Origin of the sequence: Pantoea eucrina, assembly GCF_002095385.1 — a bacterium.
Lineage (GTDB): Bacteria > Pseudomonadota > Gammaproteobacteria > Enterobacterales > Enterobacteriaceae > Pantoea > Pantoea eucrina.
Genome location: NZ_MIPP01000052.1, coordinates 1 through 20,791, shown reverse-complemented (window position 1 = coordinate 20,791; position 20,791 = coordinate 1). Strand labels below are relative to the sequence as shown.

At 57.3% G+C, this 20,791-nt stretch carries 14 protein-coding genes, 1 pseudogene and 1 riboswitch; of the genes and pseudogenes, 9 read left to right on the top strand and 6 right to left on the bottom strand.

Annotated elements, in window-relative coordinates:
• Window positions 1–165 (bottom strand): exopolysaccharide production protein YjbE (gene yjbE / locus HA43_RS16735; protein ID WP_244555237.1); only part of this gene is annotated, 165 nt, incomplete at its 3' end.
• A gap of 505 nt (window positions 166–670) precedes the next feature.
• Complete coding sequence (gene pgi / locus HA43_RS16730) at window positions 671–2,317, bottom strand: glucose-6-phosphate isomerase (RefSeq protein ID WP_094112173.1); 1,647 nt, start codon at window positions 2,315–2,317, stop codon at window positions 671–673.
• A gap of 454 nt (window positions 2,318–2,771) precedes the next feature.
• Window positions 2,772–2,966: riboswitch (Lysine riboswitch) on the top strand.
• Window positions 2,967–3,078: 112 nt separating this feature from the next.
• Between pgi and lysC the strand changes: the two genes are divergently transcribed.
• Window positions 3,079–4,434: a lysine-sensitive aspartokinase 3 gene (gene lysC / locus HA43_RS16725; protein WP_094112172.1), complete on the top strand. Its 1,356-nt coding sequence runs from the start codon at window positions 3,079–3,081 to the stop codon at window positions 4,432–4,434.
• Window positions 4,435–4,729: 295 nt separating this feature from the next.
• Window positions 4,730–5,650 carry a ketopantoate/pantoate/pantothenate transporter PanS gene (panS, locus tag HA43_RS16720; RefSeq protein ID WP_039381880.1) on the top strand — a complete coding sequence of 307 codons (921 nt, stop codon included), beginning with the start codon at window positions 4,730–4,732 and terminating at the stop codon, window positions 5,648–5,650.
• 46 nt (window positions 5,651–5,696) lie between these two features.
• On the opposite strand, the gene HA43_RS16715 is transcribed toward panS, so the two are convergent.
• Window positions 5,697–6,290 (bottom strand): YhgN family NAAT transporter, encoded by a 594-nt coding sequence (locus HA43_RS16715; RefSeq protein ID WP_094112171.1) that lies wholly within the window; start codon window positions 6,288–6,290, stop codon window positions 5,697–5,699.
• A gap of 220 nt (window positions 6,291–6,510) precedes the next feature.
• Here HA43_RS16715 and asd point away from each other — a divergent pair, with 220 nt between their 5' ends.
• The 6 genes and pseudogenes from asd (at window position 6,511) to glgP (ending at window position 17,412) form a co-directional block, all read left to right on the top strand.
• Window positions 6,511–7,620 (top strand): aspartate-semialdehyde dehydrogenase, encoded by a 1,110-nt coding sequence (asd, locus tag HA43_RS16710; RefSeq protein WP_094112170.1) that lies wholly within the window; start codon window positions 6,511–6,513, stop codon window positions 7,618–7,620.
• A gap of 355 nt (window positions 7,621–7,975) precedes the next feature.
• Window positions 7,976–10,162: a 1,4-alpha-glucan branching enzyme gene (gene glgB / locus HA43_RS16705; protein ID WP_094112169.1), complete on the top strand. Its 2,187-nt coding sequence runs from the start codon at window positions 7,976–7,978 to the stop codon at window positions 10,160–10,162.
• Window positions 10,162–12,141 carry a glycogen debranching protein GlgX gene (glgX, locus tag HA43_RS16700; protein WP_094112168.1) on the top strand — a complete coding sequence of 660 codons (1,980 nt, stop codon included), beginning with the start codon at window positions 10,162–10,164 and terminating at the stop codon, window positions 12,139–12,141. Before glgB ends, glgX begins: the two co-directional genes overlap by 1 nt.
• 10 nt (window positions 12,142–12,151) lie before the next feature.
• A complete protein-coding gene (glgC, locus tag HA43_RS16695) occupies window positions 12,152–13,444 on the top strand; it encodes a glucose-1-phosphate adenylyltransferase (RefSeq protein ID WP_094112167.1) in 1,293 nt (430 codons plus the stop codon).
• A 65-nt stretch (window positions 13,445–13,509) separates the two neighbouring features.
• Entirely contained in the window at window positions 13,510–14,943 is a 1,434-nt protein-coding gene (gene glgA, locus HA43_RS16690; protein ID WP_094112166.1) for a glycogen synthase GlgA, read from the top strand.
• 22 nt (window positions 14,944–14,965) lie between these two features.
• Window positions 14,966–17,412 (top strand): annotated as a pseudogene (gene glgP / locus HA43_RS16685) (glycogen phosphorylase).
• A 70-nt stretch (window positions 17,413–17,482) separates the two neighbouring features.
• On the opposite strand, the gene HA43_RS16680 reads toward glgP, so the two are convergent.
• Together HA43_RS16680 and HA43_RS16675 are read right to left on the bottom strand one after the other, a co-directional pair.
• On the bottom strand, window positions 17,483–18,037 hold the full coding sequence (locus tag HA43_RS16680) for a DcrB family lipoprotein (protein WP_039381890.1): 555 nt from the start codon (window positions 18,035–18,037) through the stop codon (window positions 17,483–17,485).
• 113 nt (window positions 18,038–18,150) lie between these two features.
• Complete coding sequence (locus HA43_RS16675; RefSeq protein WP_039381893.1) at window positions 18,151–18,816, bottom strand: 7-cyano-7-deazaguanine/7-aminomethyl-7-deazaguanine transporter; 666 nt, start codon at window positions 18,814–18,816, stop codon at window positions 18,151–18,153.
• Window positions 18,817–19,065: 249 nt separating this feature from the next.
• Here HA43_RS16675 and tusA point away from each other — a divergent pair, with 249 nt between their 5' ends.
• Window positions 19,066–19,317 carry a sulfurtransferase TusA gene (gene tusA / locus HA43_RS16670; protein WP_039381895.1) on the top strand — a complete coding sequence of 84 codons (252 nt, stop codon included), beginning with the start codon at window positions 19,066–19,068 and terminating at the stop codon, window positions 19,315–19,317.
• On the opposite strand, the gene HA43_RS16665 is transcribed toward tusA, so the two are convergent.
• The coding region (locus HA43_RS16665; protein WP_128083824.1) for a heavy metal translocating P-type ATPase at window positions 19,295–20,791 on the bottom strand (1,497 nt) is incomplete at its 5' end. The genes tusA and HA43_RS16665 overlap by 23 nt on opposite strands.

Here is a 20,791-nt window from a genome sequence, read left to right as displayed (position 1 = left end):
ACCAGCGCGCCCGAGCGCGCCAATCCCCACCGCGGTCGATGCGCCAGAGGAGATCGCGCCCGCCTGTGCGCCGGCTGCTGCGCCGGTCTCTTCCGGTACGGCGTGGGCGGCAGAAGCGACCGCGAGATATAACAAGGCTGCACCGGCAGCCACGAGTTTTTTCATAACAGCGTTTCCTGCATTTAGAAAAAAATGAATGAAGGAGCTATCCTGGTTTCAGGCGCATTTACGTCAGAGCAATAAAATATCAGCCTGTAGCAGGCTAAAAAGCGCGCCCGTATCCGGCTGCTGTGGTATTGCAGTCAGAAAAAACCGGCGTGAATAGCTTTTTTCCGTGGCCCGTTTGCTGCTGCCTGAAGCGTAAATATGACGACATTATATACGGCAGGATTTTACACTTTTTTAGTAAAATTTGGCACGGAATAGGAATTATCGGATTTTCCTGATGGGTTGTAAATTTAAATCCGCGTGGATTCAGGGGGGCTGAGCGCCTGTTGCACGCAATCAGATCCGGTAAAATCTGTGATTTTTGCAGAGGCTTAGCGCAACATCAGATTTTCTGTAGCCAGCCGAAGGGATATTTCATCAGCAATGAATGGCCGTATTAAAACCGGCAAATAAGCGGAATAAAAAAGGCGGCCAGCGGCCGCCCTGATGATCCTGATGCAAATTAACGCCAGGATTTGTAGCGATTGATCAATCCATTGGTCGAGCTGTCGTGACTGGCAATATCTGCGTCATTTTCCAGCTCAGGCAAAATACGATTTGCCAGCTGTTTGCCCAGTTCCACGCCCCACTGATCGAACGTGTAAATATTCAGAATGGCACCCTGCGTGAAAATCTTATGTTCATACAGCGCAATCAGCGCACCCAGGCTGTAAGGGGTAATTTCGCGCAGCAGAATGGAGTTAGTCGGACGGTTACCTTCAAACACTTTAAACGGCACAATGTGCGCCACGGACTCCGCCGATTTGCCGGCATCGGTAAACTCTTTCTCTACCGTATCGCGTGACTTACCAAACGCCAGCGCCTCGGTCTGAGCAAAAAAGTTCGACAGCAGCTTCTGGTGGTGATCGGCCAGCGCGTTATGGGTAATGGCCGGTGCAATAAAGTCGCACGGCACCAGCTTGGTTCCCTGATGGATCAGCTGATAAAACGCATGCTGACCATTGGTGCCAGGCTCGCCCCAGATAATCGGGCCGGTCTGATAGTCGACCGGATTGCCTTCACGATCGACATACTTGCCGTTCGATTCCATGTTGCCCTGCTGGAAATAGGCAGCAAAGCGATGCATATACTGGTCATAAGGCAGGATCGCTTCGGTTTCGGCACCAAAAAAGTTGTTGTACCAGATACCGATCAGCGCCAGCAGCACCGGCAGGTTCTGCTCCGCCGGAGCGGTGGCAAAATGCTGATCCATCGCGTGTGCGCCGCTGAGCAGCTGCGTGAAGTTGTCAAAGCCGATGGAGAGAATAATAGAGAGGCCGATGGCCGACCAGAGCGAGTAGCGCCCGCCAACCCAGTCCCAGAACTCAAACATGTTGCTGGTATCAATACCAAACTCGCTGACCGCTTTGCCGTTGGTAGAGAGCGCGGCAAAATGTTTTGCCACGTGCTGCTGATCGCCCGCCGTTTTCAGGAACCAGTCGCGTGCGCTGTGCGCATTGGTCATGGTTTCCTGCGTGGTGAAGGTTTTTGAGGCCACCAGGAACAGCGTGGTTTCCGGGTTCAGATCTTTCAGCGTCTCAGCAATATGCGTGCCGTCAACGTTGGAGACAAAGTGCATATTCAGATGGTTTTTATAAGGGCGCAGCGCCTCAGTTACCATAAACGGACCGAGATCGGAGCCGCCAATGCCGATGTTGACCACATCGGTAATAGGCTTACCGGTGTATCCCTTCCATTCGCCGCTGATGATACGCTCAGAGAAGCCTTTCATCTTGTCCAGCACGGCGTTGACTTCCGGCATCACATCTTTGCCATCAACCAGAATCGGCGTATTGCTGCGGTTGCGCAGCGCCACGTGCAGCACGGCGCGCTCTTCCGTACGGTTGATCTTCTCGCCGGAGAACATCGATTTAATGGCGCCCGCCAGGTCAGTCTCTTTAGCCAGCGCCTGTAATTTTGTGAGGGTTTCCTCAGTGATACGGTTTTTTGAGAAATCCACCAGCATCTGGTCATCGAACGTAGCGGAGAATTTCGCAAAACGATCGGCATCCTGCTGAAAAAGATCGGCGATCTGCACTGATTTCATCTGTTCAAAATGCTGCTGCAGCGCTTGCCACGCTGCGGTTTGTGTCGGATTGATATTTTTCATGGCAACACTCTTGTTGATATAAGAACCGTCATTTCATCCGGGCGCGTTCCGCTGGCCCGGCATGCTTAGTTTCTCTTACGGCGCGCTGCTGATACCCCGGTGTGCGCCTGTTTATCAGGGGCATAACCGCGTCGGGTACAGTCGAACAGGCATCGCGCAAACGCATTTCAGTATGACCATAGTTGCAGGCGAAAGGAAAAATTTTGTGACCCTGGCCGCACGGTTTCAGTGAAATCCAGGCGCCAGTATGCCGCATGCGGAAAAGATAAATTCTGCGGCGCGTCAGTAAAAAGCCGCGTAAGCGGGCGCTTTTGTATCAGGGATCCCGCATCGGGCGCGGCGCGTATTTACAGCGGGGCTGCACGCGTTAAAAAATCATTTCTCCGGGTGCCACAAGGCTGGACAGCAGCACAATTTGTCGATAATTTATGCCCGCGACTTGCACCTCCGGGTGCAAGCCAGAAGAGGCGCGTCGCCCAGGCAGTGTGTTTGAGGATCCGTATCCGGCGAAAACACATCAGGGGGTGCGACGCCGAGATGGCATAACACGCGGAGTGTTGTGCTGTCGGCTGCAGGGGCTGAATCCTCTGGGTTGTCACCAGAAGCGTCCGCAGTCGGACGTTTCGCAAGGTGAAGTGCTTTTGGTGACTCATCTCCTGATCTTGTCTGTCCAATTCCGCTCTTCTCTTGTGCCAAGGCTGTTATCCCTGTCTTCTGAACCGAATTCCCGGCGGAAGATAACCTGACACGAGGTTTGTTACATGTCTCAACCGTTGATTGTGGCAAAATTTGGTGGCACCAGCGTTGCCGATTTCGATGCCATGAACCGCAGCGCAGACGTTGTGCTGTCCGATGCCCACACCCGTCTGGTCGTTCTCTCTGCGTCTGCTGGCGTGACGAATCTGCTGGTCGCGCTGGCCGAGGGCCAGGATCAGGCAGAGCGTACCCAGATGCTGGATGAAATTCGCCGTATCCAGTACGCCATTATCGATCGCCTTGCTGCGCCGGATGTGATCCGTGAAGAAATTGACCGCGTGCTGGAAAACATCACCATGCTGTCAGATACCACGGCGCTGGCCAATTCTCTGGCTCTTACCGATGAACTGGTCAGCCACGGCGAACTGATGTCAACGCTACTGTTTGTCGAGATCCTGCGCGAGCGCGGTGTCAATGCAGAGTGGTTTGACGTTCGCAAAGTGATGCGCACCAGCGATCGTTTTGGCCGGGCCGAGCCGCAGGTGGCTGAGCTGCAGACGCTGGCAGCGGCGCAGCTGCAGCCGCGCATTGCCGAAGCGCTGGTGGTGACTCAGGGCTTTATCGGCAGCGAGAGCAAAGGGCGCACCACCACGCTGGGCCGCGGCGGCAGCGATTATACTGCTGCGCTGCTGGGCGAGGCGCTGCAGGCTGAGCGCATCGATATCTGGACCGACGTGGCAGGTATCTATACCACCGATCCCCGCGTGGTGCCGGCTGCGCGCCGTATCGAAGAGATCACCTTCGAAGAGGCGGCAGAAATGGCAATTTTTGGCGCGAAAGTGCTCCATCCCGCCACGCTGCTGCCGGCGGTACGCAGCGATATCCCGGTGTTTGTTGGCTCCAGTAAAGATCCGGCCGCCGGCGGCACGCGCGTCTGCAATGAAACGCGTAATCCGCCGCTGTTCCGCGCGCTGGCACTGCGTCGCAAGCAGACGCTGCTGACGCTGCACAGCCTGAACATGCTGCACGCGCACGGTTTTCTGGCTGAGGTGTTTGCGATTCTGGCGCGCCATAATGTTTCTGTGGATCTGGTCACCACCTCTGAAGTCAGCGTGGCGCTGACGCTGGATAACACCGGCTCCACCAGCAGCGTGGATAGCCTGCTGACGCAGGCGCTGCTTACCGAGCTCTCTTCGCTGTGCCGCGTGGAAGTTGAAGAGAATCTGGCGCTGGTCGCTATTATCGGTAACAACCTGTCGAAAGCCTGCGGCGTGGGCAAAGAGGTCTTTGGTGCGCTGGAGCCGTTTAATCTGCGCATGATTTGCTACGGTGCCAGCAGCTACAACCTCTGTTTCCTGGTGCCGACGCCAGATGCGGAAGCAGTGGTGCGCGCGCTGCATCACAATCTGTTTGGTGCCTGATACCCCCCTTATGATGCTGATTAGCCGGACGCTGTCCGGCTTTTTTTCCGCCTGAACCCGCCATATCTGCTGGCGTTTGCCGCAAAGCGCAGTGTTATTTCCCGCTTCAGGGCGTAATACGCAGCAGCTGATAGGCAATTGCCGCCGGCACCGTCGTCGGCGATAACGAAATGTTATGATCTCTTCCGATTGCAGCGGTCGTTCCCCGTGCGATCTTTCACCTGTGGCACATCATCTAAAACCTCTCCGGCTCGCTTTTGTAGCGGACAAAGGTCTCTGAAAAAGGAAGTGTTTCATGCTCGCCAGTCTCACCCGCCTGTTTCCACTCTGGGCTGTACTGCTCTCAGTCGCCGCCTATTACTCGCCATCCACCTTTACCGGTATCGGTCCGTGGGTCTCTTATCTGCTGATGCTGATCATGTTTGGCATGGGCGTTACGCTAAATATTGACGATTTTAAACGCGTGCTGGTGCGTCCGGCTCCGGTGATTGCCGGCACCTTTCTGCACTATCTGGTGATGCCGCTGGCCGCATGGGCGCTGGCAAAGCTGTTTCAGATGCCGCCCGATCTGGCTGCCGGCATGATTCTGGTCGGCAGCGTCGCCAGCGGAACCGCGTCAAACGTAATGATTTACCTGGCGAAGGGCGATGTGGCGCTCTCGGTGACGATCTCTTCCGTCTCTGCGCTGGTGGGCGTATTTGCCACTCCGCTGCTGACCCGTTTTTACGTTGATACGCATATTCAGGTCGACGTAGTGGGGATGCTGCTGAGCATCGTGAAAATTGTGGTGATCCCGATTTCACTCGGGCTGATTATTCATCACACCATGAACAGCGTGGTGCGCCGCGTTGAACCCTGGCTGCCGGCGTTTTCCATGCTCTGCATTTTGCTGATTATCAGCGCGGTGGTGGCGGGTAGCCAGAGCTTTATCGGATCGGTGGGCCTGATGGTTATTCTGGCGGTGATCCTGCATAACGCCATTGGTCTGCTCGGCGGCTACTGGGGCGGCAAGCTGTTTGGCTTTGATGAGTCGACCTGCCGCACGCTGGCGCTGGAGGTGGGGATGCAAAATTCGGGGCTGGCGGCTACGCTCGGCAAACTCTATTTCTCACCGCTTGCTGCCCTGCCGGGTGCACTCTTCTCGGTCTGGCACAACCTCTCCGGCTCACTGCTGGCAGGCTACTGGTCTGGCAAACCCATAAAGAAAAAATCCTGAATGGTTGATGCGGGCGATGCCAGTCGCCCGCAGCCATAGCATGCGGTTATAACTTCAGATACGCCCGGATCCCATCCAGAAACATCTGCGTCGCCAGCATAATCAGGATCAGTCCCATCAGCCGCTCCAGCGCGTTAACGCCTTTGTCGCCCAGCAGGCGCAGAAACACTCCCGACAGCAGCAGAATGATAACCGTAGCTCCCCAGGCGATCAGCAGCGCGCCGACCAGATGGCTCATCTGATGCGGGTACTGGTGCGACAGCAGCATCAGCGTGGCCAGCAGTGAGGGGCCGGCGACCAGCGGGATGGCCAGCGGCACGAGAAACGGCTCCTCACCGGCCGGCAGGCCGCTGCTGCCGGTGTCGCCGGAAGGAAAAATCATGCGAATCGCGATCAGGAACAGAATAATGCCGCCGGAAATAGAGACCGTTTCGGTGCGCAGATTCAGGAACATCAGAATGCGTTCACCGGCAAACAGAAACAGCAGCATCAGACCGAGCGCAATCAGCATTTCGCGCATCAGCACCACGCGACGGCGTCTGGGTTCCAGATGTTTCAGCACCGACATAAAAATAGGCAGATTGCCGAGAGGATCCATGATCAGCAGCAGCAGCACGGTCGCAGATATCATTTCAGTCATGGGCGGTAAACCACTCCTTTCTGTTGGTGTTCACTATTATTAGCTCTGTTGCTGAAAAAACAGGTGTAATCGAATTAATTCACTTGCCAGAAGTGCAGCATTTTGTAGAGTTGAAGGTCGCAGGTAAACCTGAATATTACGCAGGCTCGCGCATCGTTAGCGCCGGGTCTGATACATGCACTATACAGGCCTCGGCCCGAGCTCCTGAGACGGACAGAAAATGAAGAATGTAGGTTTTATTGGTTGGCGTGGCATGGTCGGCTCTGTGCTGATGTCACGAATGAGCGAAGAACGCGATTTTGACGTGATCAATCCGGTGTTCTTCTCTACGTCGCAGCTGGGTCAGGCTGCGCCCGCGTTTGGCGGTAAGTCAACCGGCGCGCTGCAGGATGCGTTTAATATTGACGCGCTGAAAGCGCTCGACATCATTATTACCTGCCAGGGCGGCGACTATACCAGTGAAGTCTATCCAAAGCTGCGCGAGAGCGGCTGGCAGGGCTACTGGATTGATGCAGCTTCTACGCTGCGCATGAAAGATGACGCCATCATTATTCTCGATCCGGTCAACCATCAGGTGATTCGCGACGGCCTGAACAACGGCATCAAAACCTTTGTCGGTGGCAACTGCACCGTCAGCCTGATGCTGATGTCGTTGGGCGGCCTGTTTGCAAACGATCTGGTAGAGTGGGCCTCGGTGGCGACTTACCAGGCGGCGTCCGGCGGCGGCGCGCGTCATATGCGCGAACTGCTGACGCAGATGGGTATGCTGCATGACCATGTCGCTCCGGCGCTGCAGGATCCCGCTTCCGCTATTCTGGAGATTGAGCGCAGCGTGACTGATTTTACCCGTTCCGGCACGCTGCCGACGGATAACTTTGGTGTGCCACTGGCGGGCAGCCTGATTCCCTGGATCGACAAGCAGCTCGACAATGGCCAGAGCCGCGAAGAGTGGAAAGGGCAGGCGGAGACCAACAAGATCCTCAACACCGGCAACATCATTCCGGTTGACGGCCTCTGCGTGCGCGTCGGTGCGCTGCGCTGCCACAGCCAGGCGTTTACGCTGAAGCTGAAAAAAGATCTGCCGCTGGCAGAGATTGAGCAGCTGCTTGCAGCGCATAACGAGTGGGTAAAAGTGGTGCCAAACGATCGCGAGATCACGATGCGCGAGCTGACGCCCGCCGCGGTTACCGGTCGCCTGACCACGCCGGTTGGCCGCCTGCGCAAACTCAATATGGGACCGGAGTATCTTTCCGCTTTCACCGTTGGCGATCAGCTGCTGTGGGGTGCCGCAGAACCGCTGCGTCGCATGCTGCGTCTGCTTATCGACTAAGCGCAGCGACATCAGACAGGCCGGGGTTTCCCGGCTTTTTTTTAATCAGCTGACGGGCAAAACATAAGGCAAATTGCCGCCAGCGAGTGATCGGCTTCCCTTTTTTGTTTTTCCGATAACAATTTTTCACGTTCCTCCCTGGCTTCTGCCAACCCCAAGCTATGATTTAACTGAGAAGTACCGATTGTTAACAGGTTGTACTTTGTAAGCGAATTAGTAGTGGTACCTGGCAACGAATTTTCCCATGGAGGGTGGCCTCTCTTGCCAGTGTACGTATGACTCAATGAAAAGCAGCGCACTTACAGCGGCACAGCTGCCCCTGCGGTCGCCTGCACAAAATCATAGGAAGAAAGTCATGTCAGAGTTTCCCGATCGCGATGCGATCAATGCGCTTTTTGCCGGGGATTACGCCGACCCCTTTTCTGTCCTGGGAATGCACCAGACCGTTCAGGGCCTTGAAGTCCGCGCGCTGCTGCCGGATGCGTCTGAAGTCTGGGTGATTGAAACCAAAACCGGCCGCAAATGTGGTCAGCTGAAGTGTCTGGATTCACGCGGCTTTTTCAGCGGGATTATTCCGCGCCGCAAGAACATGTTTCGCTATCAGCTGGCGGTGAACTGGCATGGTCAGCAGAATCTGATTGATGACGCCTACCGTTTTGGCCCGCTGCTGGCCGATATGGACGCCTGGCTGCTGGCTGAAGGTACGCACCAGCGTCCGTATGAAACCCTGGGTGCGCACGGCGCGACCATTGATGGCGTCAGCGGCATCCGCTTTGCCGTATGGGCGCCGAATGCCCGGCGCGTCTCTGTGGTGGGCGACTTCAACTTCTGGGACGGCCGCCGTCATCCGATGCGCTTCCGGCGCGAACTCGGTATCTGGGAGCTGTTTGTGCCGGGTGCGGTAAACGGACAGCTCTATAAATATGAGATTGTCGATTTACACGGGCAGATGCGTATCAAAGCTGACCCGTTTGCGTTTGAAGCGCAGATGCGCCCGCAGACGGCATCGATGATCTGCGGCCTGCCGCCGAAGGTTGAGATGCAGCCAGCGCGCAAAGCGGCGAACGGTTTTGATCAGCCTATCTCTATTTATGAGGTGCACCTCGGCTCATGGCGACGCCACACCGATAACAACTTCTGGCTGAGCTACAAAGAGCTGGCTGAGCAGCTTATCCCCTATGTCAAAGAGATGGGCTTTACCCATATCGAGCTGCTGCCGATTAATGAGCATCCGTTTGACGGCAGCTGGGGTTATCAGCCGCTGGGCATGTATGCGCCGACGCGGCGCTTCGGCACGCGCGATGAGTTCCGTCAGTTTATTGCAGCGGCACATGAGGCGGGTATCAACGTACTGCTGGACTGGGTACCGGGCCATTTTCCTGACGACGACTTCGGTCTGGCGAAATTTGACGGCACTGAACTCTATGAGCACAGCGATCCGCGCGAAGGGTATCATCAGGACTGGAATACGCTGATCTATAACTTTGGCCGGCGTGAAGTCAGCAACTATCTCTCCGGTAACGCGCTTTACTGGCTGGAGCGGTTTGGCATTGACGGCCTGCGCGTGGATGCGGTGGCTTCAATGATCTACCGCGACTACAGCCGTAAAGCGGGCGAGTGGATCCCGAATCATCTGGGCGGGCGCGAAAATCTGGAAGCGATTGCATTTCTGCGTCATACCAACCAGACGCTGGGCACGGCGGTACCTGGCAGCATCACCGTGGCGGAAGAGTCAACCGACTTCCCTGGCGTCACGCGCCCGAGCGAAAATGAAGGGCTGGGCTTCTGGTTTAAGTGGAACCTGGGCTGGATGCACGACACCCTCGACTACATGAAGCTCGACCCGGTACATCGCCGCTATCATCACAATCTGATGACATTTGGCATGGCCTACAACTACAGCGAAAACTTCGTGCTGCCGCTCTCCCATGACGAAGTGGTGCACGGCAAGCGCTCTATTCTCGATCGCATGCCGGGTGACGCCTGGCAGAAGTTCGCTAACCTGCGCGCTTACTACGGCTGGATGTGGGCGTTTCCGGGTAAAAAGCTGCAGTTTATGGGCAATGAGTTTGCTCAGGGGCGCGAGTGGAACCATGACGTCAGCCTCGACTGGCACCTGCTGGAAGGCGATGACAACTGGCATCACGGCGTGCAGCGTCTGGTACGCGATCTCAACCACACCTATCGCCACTATGCGCCACTTTATCAGCTCGACTTTGATCCGCAGGGCTTTGAGTGGCTGGTAGTGGATGACCACGATAACTCGGTGTTTGTCTTTGTACGCCGCGACCGCGAAGGCAATGAGATCATTGTTGCCAGCAACTTTACGCCGGTCACGCGGCAGGATTACCGTTTTGGCGTCAATCAGGCGGGCAGCTGGCGCGAAGTGCTGAATACCGATCAGCACGACTATCACGGCAGCGACGTGCGTAACCACAGCATCGCCCGCACCGACGAGATTGCCAGCCACGGCCGCGCGCAGTCGCTGAGTCTGACCCTGCCACCGCTGTCGACCATCTGGCTGGTGCGGGAGGCGGACTGATGATCGAAGCGGGCCAGCCTGCGCCGCACGGGGCCCGCTATGATGGACGCGGCGTCAACTTCACGCTCTTCTCGCGTCACGCAGAGAAGGTGGAGCTCTGCCTGTTCAGCCGTGAAGGAGAGGAGCAGCGTCTGACGCTGCCCGCCCGCAGCGGCGATATCTGGCACGGCTATATTGTCGGGCTGAAGCCGGGCCAGCGCTACGGCTATCGCGTTTATGGTCCGTGGGATCCGCAGCGGGGACACCGTTTTAATCCGGCTAAACTGCTGGTGGACCCCTGCGCCAAAGCCGTTACCGGCAGCGTTGCGGATGACGCCGCGCTGTATGGCGGCATCGCGCAGCCTGACAATCAGGACAGCGCCGGCTGCATGCCCAAATCGCTGGTTATCGCTGAAGACTTTGACTGGGAAGACGATCGGCCACCGCGTACGCCCTGGGGCAAAACGGTCATTTACGAAGCGCACGTGCGCGGTCTGACGCAGCTGCATCCGGAAATTCCTGAAACGCTGCGCGGGACGTATGCGGCGCTCGGCCACCCTGCTATGGTGAAGTACCTGCGCGACCTCGGCATTACCGCGCTGGAGCTGCTGCCGGTGGCGGCGTTTGCCAGCGAGCCGCGGCTGCAGCGGACAGGGCTGCAAAACTACTGGGGCTACAACCCCTACGCGCTCTGGGCGGTACACCCGGATTATGCGTCAGGGGAAGCGGGCGTCACAGCGCTGCAGGAGTTTCAGCAGGCGGTGAAAACGCTGCACGCAGCAGGTATTGAAGTGATCCTGGACGTGGTCTTTAACCACTCCGCAGAGCTGGAAGAGATTGGCCCGACGCTGTCGCTGCGCGGGGTGGATAACGCCAGCTACTACTGGCTTGATGAGCAGGGGAATTACCAGAACTGGACCGGCTGCGGCAACACGCTAAATCTCAGCGATCCGCAGGTGGTGGCGTGGGCGCTGGAAGCGCTGCGATACTGGGTACAGCACTGTCACGTTGATGGCTTTCGCTTTGATCTCGCCAGCGTGCTGGGGCGTACGCCGGACTTTTGCGCTGAAGCGCCGCTGCTGGCGGCGATTCGCGCCTGTCCGGTTCTGTCGCAGGTCAAGCTGATTGCTGAGCCGTGGGATATCGGCGAAAACGGCTATCAGGTGGGCCGGTTTCCGCCAGGCTTTGCCGAATGGAACGACCATTTTCGCGACGCCGCACGCCGCTACTGGCTGCATGGCGAACTGAACAACGGCGAGCTGGCGCGTCGGTTTGCCGCCTCAGCCGATCTGTTTCAGCAGGCAGGGCGCTGGCCGCACGCCAGCATTAATTTTATTACCGCGCATGATGGCTTCACGCTGCGCGACCTGGTGAGCTATAACCATAAACATAATCAGGCTAACGGCGAGGATAACCGCGACGGCAGCAGTGACAACTTCAGTCATAACCACGGGCATGAAGGGCTGAAAGCGAATCCGGATGTCCTGCAGCGGCGGCGGCACAGCGCGCATGCGCTGCTGACCACGCTGCTGCTGGCACAGGGCACGCCGATGCTGCTGGCGGGCGATGAGCGCGGCCAGAGCCAGTATGGCAACAACAACGCCTACTGTCAGAATAACCTGCTGACGTGGCTCAACTGGCAGCAGGATGATGAAGGACTGGTCGACTTTACTGCGGCGCTGATCCAGCTGCGCCAGCGCATTCCGGCGCTGACGGCAGACTGCTGGTGGCAGGAAGGTGATGGTCAGGTGCAGTGGTTCAATGCCAGCGGCAAACCACTGGAACCAGAAGAGTGGGAGCGGGGTGCGCATCAGATGCAAATCCTGCTGTCGGACCGCTGGCTGATAACAATAAATGCAACAGATGCAATCAGTGACCTAGCCTTACCAGACGGAGAATGGCATGCCATACCTCCTTTCGCCGGGGAAGATAATCCCATTTTGACAACTGTCTGGCACGGGCCCGCACGCGGCGTGTGTGTGTTCCTAAAGCAATCATAAGGAGTCAGACATGGTGAAGTTAGACAGAAACGATCCTCTGATGCTGGCTCGCCAGCTCCCTACCCAGACAGTTGCCCTGATCCTTGCTGGCGGACGCGGTACGCGTCTGAAAGATCTGACCGCAAAACGCGCGAAGCCTGCCGTTCACTTTGGCGGCAAGTTTCGTATCATCGACTTTGCCCTTTCCAACTGCATTAACTCAGGCATCCGGCGCATTGGCGTTATTACCCAGTATCAGTCGCATACGCTGACGCAGCATATTCAGCGTGGCTGGTCACTGTTTAACGAAGAGATGAATGAGTTTGTCGATTTGCTGCCCGCTCAGCAGCGCGCCGCGACGGAGTACTGGTATCGCGGCACCGCCGATGCGGTGACGCAGAACCTCGATATCATCCGGCGCTATAACGCACAGTACATCGTGATCCTTGCCGGCGATCACATCTACAAAATGGACTACTCGCGTATGCTGCTCGACCACGCTGAACGCGGGGCGAAGTGCACTATCGCCTGTCTGCCGGTTCCGCTGGCGGAAGCGACCGCCTTTGGCGTGATGGCGGTAGATGCTGACAACAACGTGGTCGATTTTGTTGAAAAACCCGCGACTCCTCCCGCTATGCCTGGCGACGCAGATAAGGCGCTGGCAAGTATGGGTATCTATGTTTTCAATGCCGACTATCTTTATCAGTTACTGGAAGAAGATTTGCTGGTAGAGAACTCCAGCCACGACTTTGGCAAAGATCTGCTGCCAAAAATTGTGGCGAGCGGTGAGGCGTATGCACATTCATTCACGCTCTCCTGCGTGCAGAACGATGAGAATGCAGAACCCTACTGGCGTGATGTAGGTACGCTGGAGGCCTACTGGCGTGCGAATCTTGATCTGGCATCCGTGACGCCAGAGCTGGATATGTATGACCATGAATGGCCCATCCGGACCCATATGGAGCCACTGCCGCCGGCTAAATTTGTGCAGGATCGATCCGGCAGTCATGGCATGACCATGAACTCGCTGGTATCGGGCGGCTGTATTATTTCTGGCTCCGTAGTCGTGAATTCAGTGCTGTTTCCGCGCGTGCGCGTAAACTCATTTTGCAATATTGATTCAGCGGTGCTGCTACCGGATGTTGTGGTAGGCCGTTCGTGCCGGCTTCGCCGCTGTGTAATTGACCGTGCCTGCGCAATCCCGGAGGGCATGGTGATTGGAGAGAATCCGGATGAAGACAGCCGGCGTTTTTACCGATCGGAAGAGGGCATCGTACTGGTGACGCGCGCCATGCTGGCCAGGCTGGCCACCGCGGGTCAGTGAGTGGCGACAAGCATACAAAAAAACCGCCGCGTGGAACGCGCGCGATAACATAATAGGGGTTCAGGATGCAGGTTTTACATGTCTGTTCAGAGCTTTTTCCGCTGCTGAAAACGGGCGGGCTGGCTGATGTCGTCGGCGCATTACCGCAGGCGCAAATAGCCGATGGTACGGATACGCGGGTACTGATCCCGGCGTTTCCGGATCTGCGTAAAGGAATTCCTGATACTGACGTGGTGGCGGAGCTGCAAACTTTTGCCGGGCCCGTGCGCCTGCTGTTCGGGCAGTACAACGGTGTCGGTATTTATCTGATTGATGCGCCAGGACTGTATGACCGTCCCGGCAGCCCCTACCACGACACGTCGCAGTTCGCATACGTAGACAACTATCTGCGTTTCGCACTGCTGGGCTGGATGGGCGCCGAGCTGGCCAGCGGAGTAGATGGCCTGTGGCGTCCGCAGATTGTGCACGCGCATGACTGGCATGCCGGTCTGACCTGCGCCTATATCGCCGCGCGCGGCAATCCGGCTAAAACGGTCTTTACCGTACACAACCTTGCCTATCAGGGGCTGTTTAACGCCCGGCATCTGGATGAGATTCAGATCCCGCGCGAATATTTTGGCATGCATGGCCTGGAGTTTTACGGCCAGATCTCTTACCTCAAGGCTGGCCTGTTCTTTGCCGATCACATCACGGCGGTCAGTCCGACCTATGCGCTGGAGATCACCCGACCTGAGTTTGGTTATGGCATGGAAGCGCTGCTGGAGCAGCGTCTGCGTGAAGGTCGTCTGAGCGGTATTCTCAACGGCGTGGATCCGGGCATCTGGGATCCGGCTCATGACCTGCTGCTGACCGCCCGTTATGACCGCGAAACCCTGGAAAGCAAAGCGGAAAACAAACGTCAGCTGCAGATCGCCATGGGACTGAAGGTCGACGATAAAGTGCCGGTTTTCTGCGTCATCAGCCGGCTGACAAAACAGAAAGGGCTCGATCTGGTGCTGGAAGCGCTGCCGGGTCTGCTGGCGCAGGGCGGGCAGCTGGTGCTGCTGGGTCAGGGCGACGCCGAACTGCAGCAGGGTTTCCTTGCGGCCGCGGCGGAACACCCCGGCAGCGTAGGCGTGCAGATTGGCTATCACGAAGCGTTCTCACACCGCATTGTTGGCGGTGCCGATGTGATTATGGTTCCCAGCCGCTTTGAACCCTGCGGGCTGACGCAGCTCTATGGCCTGAAATATGGCACGCTGCCGCTGGTGCGTCGTACCGGTGGCCTGGCCGATACCGTACAGGATAGCTCTCTGGAGAACCTGGCGGATGGTGTTGCCAGCGGCTTCAGTTTTGAAGACAGCAATGCCTGGTCACTGCTGCGGGCTATTCGTCGCGCCTTTGTACTCTGGTCACGGCCTTCACTGTGGCGCTATGTTCAGCGCCAGGCCATGGCGATGGATTTCAGCTGGCAGGTGGCTGCGCAGGCCTACCGCGATCTTTATCAACGTATGCTGTAATTGAGAGATTGGGAGTCCGGATATGAATGCACCTTTCACCTACGCCTCACCCACGCTGACGGTTGAAGCGCTGAAGCACTCAATCGCCTATAAGCTGATGTTTACGATTGGCAAAGATCCTTCAATCGCGAATAAGCATGAGTGGCTGAACGCCTCGCTGCTCGCGGTGCGCGACCGTATGGTGGAGCGCTGGCTGCGTTCCAGCCGTGCGCAGCTGTCGCAGGATGTGCGTCAGGTTTACTACCTGTCGATGGAGTTCCTGATGGGCCGCACGCTGGGCAATGCGCTGCTGGCGATGGGCATTTATGACGATCTCAATCAGGCGCTGGATGAGATGGGACTCAATCTCAGCGAACTGATGGAAGAGGAGAACGATCCCGGACTCGGCAACGGCGGCCTCGGTCGTCTGGCCGCCTGCTTTTTAGATTCGCTGGCAACGTTAGGCCTGCCGGGACGCGGTTACGGCATCCGCTATGACTACGGTATGTTCCGGCAGAACATTGTCGACGGCCAGCAGCGTGAGTCGCCGGACTACTGGCTGGAGTATGGCAATCCGTGGGAATTTCAGCGCCATAATACCCGCTATAAAGTGCGTTTCGGCGGTCGTCTGCAGCATGAGGGGGCGCTCGTCCGCTGGATTGAAACGGAAGAGATTGTCGCGATGGCGTACGATCAAATCATTCCCGGTTTTGACACCGATGCCACCAATACCCTGCGGCTGTGGGGGGCCCAGGCGAGCAACGAGATCAATCTCGGCAAGTTTAACCAGGGCGACTACTTTGCGGCCGTCGAGGACAAAAATCATTCCGAGAACGTTTCGCGCGTTCTCTATCCGGATGATTCAACCTACTCAGGACGCGAGCTGCGGCTGCGTCAGGAGTACTTTCTTGTCTCCTCTACGGTGCAGGATATTCTGCATCGCCACTGGAAAATGCATGAAACCTGGGACAACCTTGCTGACAAAGTCGCTATCCACCTGAACGACACACATCCGGTTCTGGCGATCCCGGAGCTGATGCGGCTGCTGATTGATGAGTATAAATTCAGCTGGGATGACGCGTTTGAAGTCACCTGTCAGATCTTCTCCTATACCAACCATACGCTGATGAGCGAGGCGCTGGAGACCTGGCCGGTAGATATGATCGGCAAAATTTTGCCGCGTCACCTGAGTATTATTTTCGAGATCAACGATTACTTCCTGAAGACGATTCAGGAGCACTATCCCGACGACTGGGATCTGATGTCGCGCATCTCGATTATCGATGAGAATGATGGCCGCCGCATCCGTATGGCGTGGCTGGCGGTGGTGGTGAGTCACAAAGTAAACGGCGTCTCTGAGCTGCACTCCAATTTGATGGTGCAGTCGCTGTTTGCCGACTTTGCCCGACTCTTTCCGGGACGTTTTTGCAACAAAACGAATGGCGTGACGCCGCGTCGCTGGCTGGCGCTGGCGAATCCGGCGCTCTCCGGCGTGCTGGATGAAACCATTGGCCGCACCTGGCGCACCGATCTGTCACAGCTCAGCGAGCTGCAGCCGCATATCGACTACCCGGCGTTTATTCGCCAGGTTGCCGATGCCAAATTTGCCAACAAGCAGCGGCTGGCGGCATGGGTCGCCAAAAACATGGATATCGTGCTCAATCCGCACGCGCTGTTTGATGTACAGATCAAGCGTATTCACGAGTACAAACGGCAGCTGCTTAACGTGCTGCATGTGATCACACGCTATAACCGGATCAAAGCCGATCCCGATGCCAGCTGGGTGCCGCGCGTAAATATTTTTGCCGGTAAAGCCGCCTCGGCCTACTACGTGGCAAAACACATTATCCATCTGATCAACGATGTGGCTGACGTGATCAACAATGATCCGCAGGTAAAGAACAAGCTGAAAGTGGTGTTTATTCCTAACTACGGCGTCAGCCTCGCGCAGATCATCATTCCGGCGGCCGATCTTTCCGAGCAGATCTCCACGGCGGGTACTGAGCCTCCGGCACCAGTAACATGAAGTTTGCGCTAAACGGCGCGCTGACCATCGGCACGCTGGATGGCGCAAACGTGGAGATGCGCGAGCACGTGGGCGCAGAGAACATCTTTATCTTCGGCAACACCACGCCGCAGGTTGAGCAGCTGCGCAAAGAGGGCTACAACCCGCGCAAATACTTTGAGGAAGATGCTGAGCTGCACCAGGTGCTGACGCAGATTGCCACCGGCGTCTTCAGCCCGCAGGAGCCGGGACGTTACCGTAACCTGTTTGATGCGCTGGTTAACTTTGGCGACCATTATCAGCTGCTGGCGGATTACCGCAGCTATGTGGATACGCAGGATAAAGTGGATAAGCTTTACCGGCAGCCGGATGAGTGGCAGCGGCGTGCAGCGCTGAATATCGCCGGTATGGGCTACTTCTCGTCAGATCGCACCATTCAGGAGTATGCGGACGAGATCTGGAATATTTCGCCGGTGCGGTTATAAAAAAGGTCGCCATGAATGGCGACCCTGCAAAATATGGCCCGATGCGCATTAATGCGCATCGGGTAACGGCTTACTTCAGGGTAATGCTCTTCACAATGCTGTCTGCATCGCTCTGCGCTTGCTGCTGATTCTCTGCCGGCAGGGTGATCTGCAGCGTCAGCAGCTGGTTATCGACTTTTGCCAGCACCACCGTTGACCACGATGTCTGGTTGTTAGCGGAAATCACCGTATCCAGCTGCTGTGCCGGCTGGTCTTTCAGCGTTACCGCTTTATTCGACACCACCTGCAGCTGCGGATCGCGATTGCGCTGCTGCTGCTCCAGACGTTTTGAGAGCGTCTCAAGTGAGTCACTGGTCGGGTCGCCGGCAATCACGATAATGGCGCGCTGGCCGGTTTCATTAGCGTAGACGTGCATATTGGTGGATTCAGAGCCGAGTTTACCGCTCTTATCAGACATGCCCGCAGGCAGCGTAAAGCTCAGTTTCCCTTCCATCAGATTCACCGTCTGAGCGGACTGGCTGACGCTGGTACCGCTGTTGTCAGCAGCATCCTCTTTTTTCTGATCGCACGCCGCCAGGCCCAGCACCAGCAGGCCGATACCTGCATACTTCACTACGTTGCGCATTCTGTTCCCTTTTACAATTCCAGTCTGGCTTATACAAACGGAATCGGCGGTCAAAAGCAACCGCCGATGTGTCAGGAAATCTTAGCGCACCGCGCCATTTCGTCTATGGCACATTAGCCGAAATTGATCTGGCGGGCCTGATGCCGTTCCGCCATGCGCTTCAGGGCGGCATTCAGCAGCAGGCCGTAGGCGGGCAGGAAGAAGATCAGGCAGATCAGCACTTTGAAGCTGTAGTCCACCAAGGCAATCTCGACCCAGTGCGCTGCCATGAAGGGATCCTGGCTCTTATAAAAAGCGATAAAGAAAAAGGCCAGCGTATCGCTGACGTTGCCGAGAAACATGGCGCAGGCTGGCGCTATCCACCACTGCGGCAGCTGGCGCAGACGGTTAAAGACGTGAACGTCAAGGATTTGACCCAGCGCATAGGCCATAAAGCTGGCGCAGGCGATACGGGCGACAAACAGATTGACCTGCTGCAGCGACGCCCAGCCCTGCCATGCCCCCTGATAAAAGAGGCAGGAGATAGCGTACGAGATAAATAGCGCCGGGATCATCACCGCGAGAATAATGCGTCGCGCGAGCGGGGCGCCAAAAATACGCACGGTCAGGTCGGTTGCGAGAAAAATAAAGGGAAAGCTGAACGCACCCCAGGTGGTATGAAAACCGAAAATAGCGACCGGCAGCTGAACCAGATAATTGCTGGAGGTGATCACCAGCAGATGAAACAGCGACAGCCAGAAAAGGGCGTGCATGCGCTGACGCGCAGAAAAAGCGATCATATTGAGCCTTTTTTAACAATGGGGTGAGGGAACCCATCCCTTCATCGTTCGCATTTTTGCTGCGCTGGCTGCGCGTGCCAAAAGACTAACGATTTTGGGGACTAAGCAACGGTATTGAAAAATCGGACGGCATCTTAACCCGTTGCGCAATTTATGCAACGGTTAATTTTAACGCAATCGTTGTCGCCTTGCGCTGCGGAAATGGCGAGCTAGAATGAGCATCCCTGTTTACTGACCGATAAGAGAATCATGAGCGATCCTTTCTCCGCACCCGACCATACGCTGGACGCGCTGGGCCTGCGCTGCCCTGAACCCGTGATGATGGTACGCAAGACGGTACGCACGATGCAGGCGGGTGAAACGCTGCTGATTATTGCCGACGATCCGGCGACTACGCGCGATATCCCCGGCTTCTGCCGCTTTATGGATCACGATTTACTGGCACAGCAGACCGAAGCGCTGCCGTACCAGTATCTGATCAGGAAAGGCGCGGAGGCCTGACGGGGGGCTGGCGCAGCAGACGCAGAGCGTTTGCGGTCACCAGCGCCGTAGCGCCCGAATCGGCCAGCACTGCCAGCCACAAGCCGGTTAAGCCGAGCAGCGTCGTGAGCAGAAACAGCGCCTTCAGCCCCAGCGCCAGCGTAATATTCTGCAGTACGATGGCGCGGGCGCGGCGCGCCAGCGCGACGGTCTGCGGCAGAAGGGTCAGGCGGTTCTGCGTCAGCGCAGCGTCGGCCGTTTCCAGCGCCACGTCGGTGCCGCTGCCCATAGCAATCCCGATAGCCGCCGCTTTCATCGCTGGCGCATCATTAATGCCGTCACCTACCATCGCCAGCGGCTGCTGCTGGCTCAGCGCGCGTACGGCACTGACTTTGTCTGCCGGCAGCAAACCCGCCCGATATTCAATATTAAGTTCTGCCGCTATGGCGGCGGCCGCACGCGGGTTATCACCGGTCAGCATGACGCTGGCGATCCCCGCGGCTCTGAGCTGATCGATAGCCGCCGCAGCCTCTTCACGCAGCCGATCCTGCAGCGCCAGCAGCCCCAGCGGCCGATCTGCCTGCAGCAGGATCACCACCGTGTTGCCCTCGCGCTCGTATTCCATCACACGCTGCCGCTGCTGATCGCTCAATCTCGGGGCGGCACGCGGTGTCAGCAGCTGATAAGGGACGCCGTCGATGCTCGCGCGAATGCCGCTGCCCGCCAGCGCCTGCTGCTGTTGCGCATCCGGCAGAGTCAGCTGCCGTTTCGCGGCTTCTGCGACAATTGCCTGCGCCAGCGGATGCCCGGACCCGCGCTCTGCCGCCGCCGCGAGGCGCAGCAGCGCCGCTTCATCAGTCTGGCCAAAAGCGTGGATCGCCGTAACCTGCGGTTTACCCAGGGTCAGCGTGCCGGTTTTGTCGAAGGCGATAACCTGCACGCGGCTCAGCTGCTCCAGCGCGGCGCCACCTTTAAGCAGCACGCCCTGACGCGCGGCAGAGGCCAGCGCTGAAGTCACCGCCGCCGGCGTTGAGATCACCAGCGCGCAGGGGCAGCCAATCAGCAGCAGCGTCAGCCCTTTATAGATCCACGGCTGCCACTCTCCCAGGCCAGAGAGCGGAGGGACCACCATCACCAGTAGCGCCAGCAGCATAATGGCCGGCGTATAGATGCGGCTAAAGCGATCGATAAAGCGTTCTGCCGGTGCGCGATGGCTCTCCGCTTCATCAATGAGCTGCAGGATACGATCGATAGCGCTCTCTCCCGGCAGGGAGGTCACTTTTATCTGCACCAGCCGATCAACGCTGGTGGCGCCCGCCATCAGTCGATCGCCGGGCTGGTGGCTCACCGGCAGGGACTCACCGGTTAATGCGCTTTCATCAAAGCTGGCGCTGAACTGCAGCAGCTCGCCATCAACCGGCAGGCGGCCGCCGGCGGCAACTTCAATAATGTCGCCCGGCTGCAGCGCCGCCAGCGGGACCGCAACGCGCTGCGC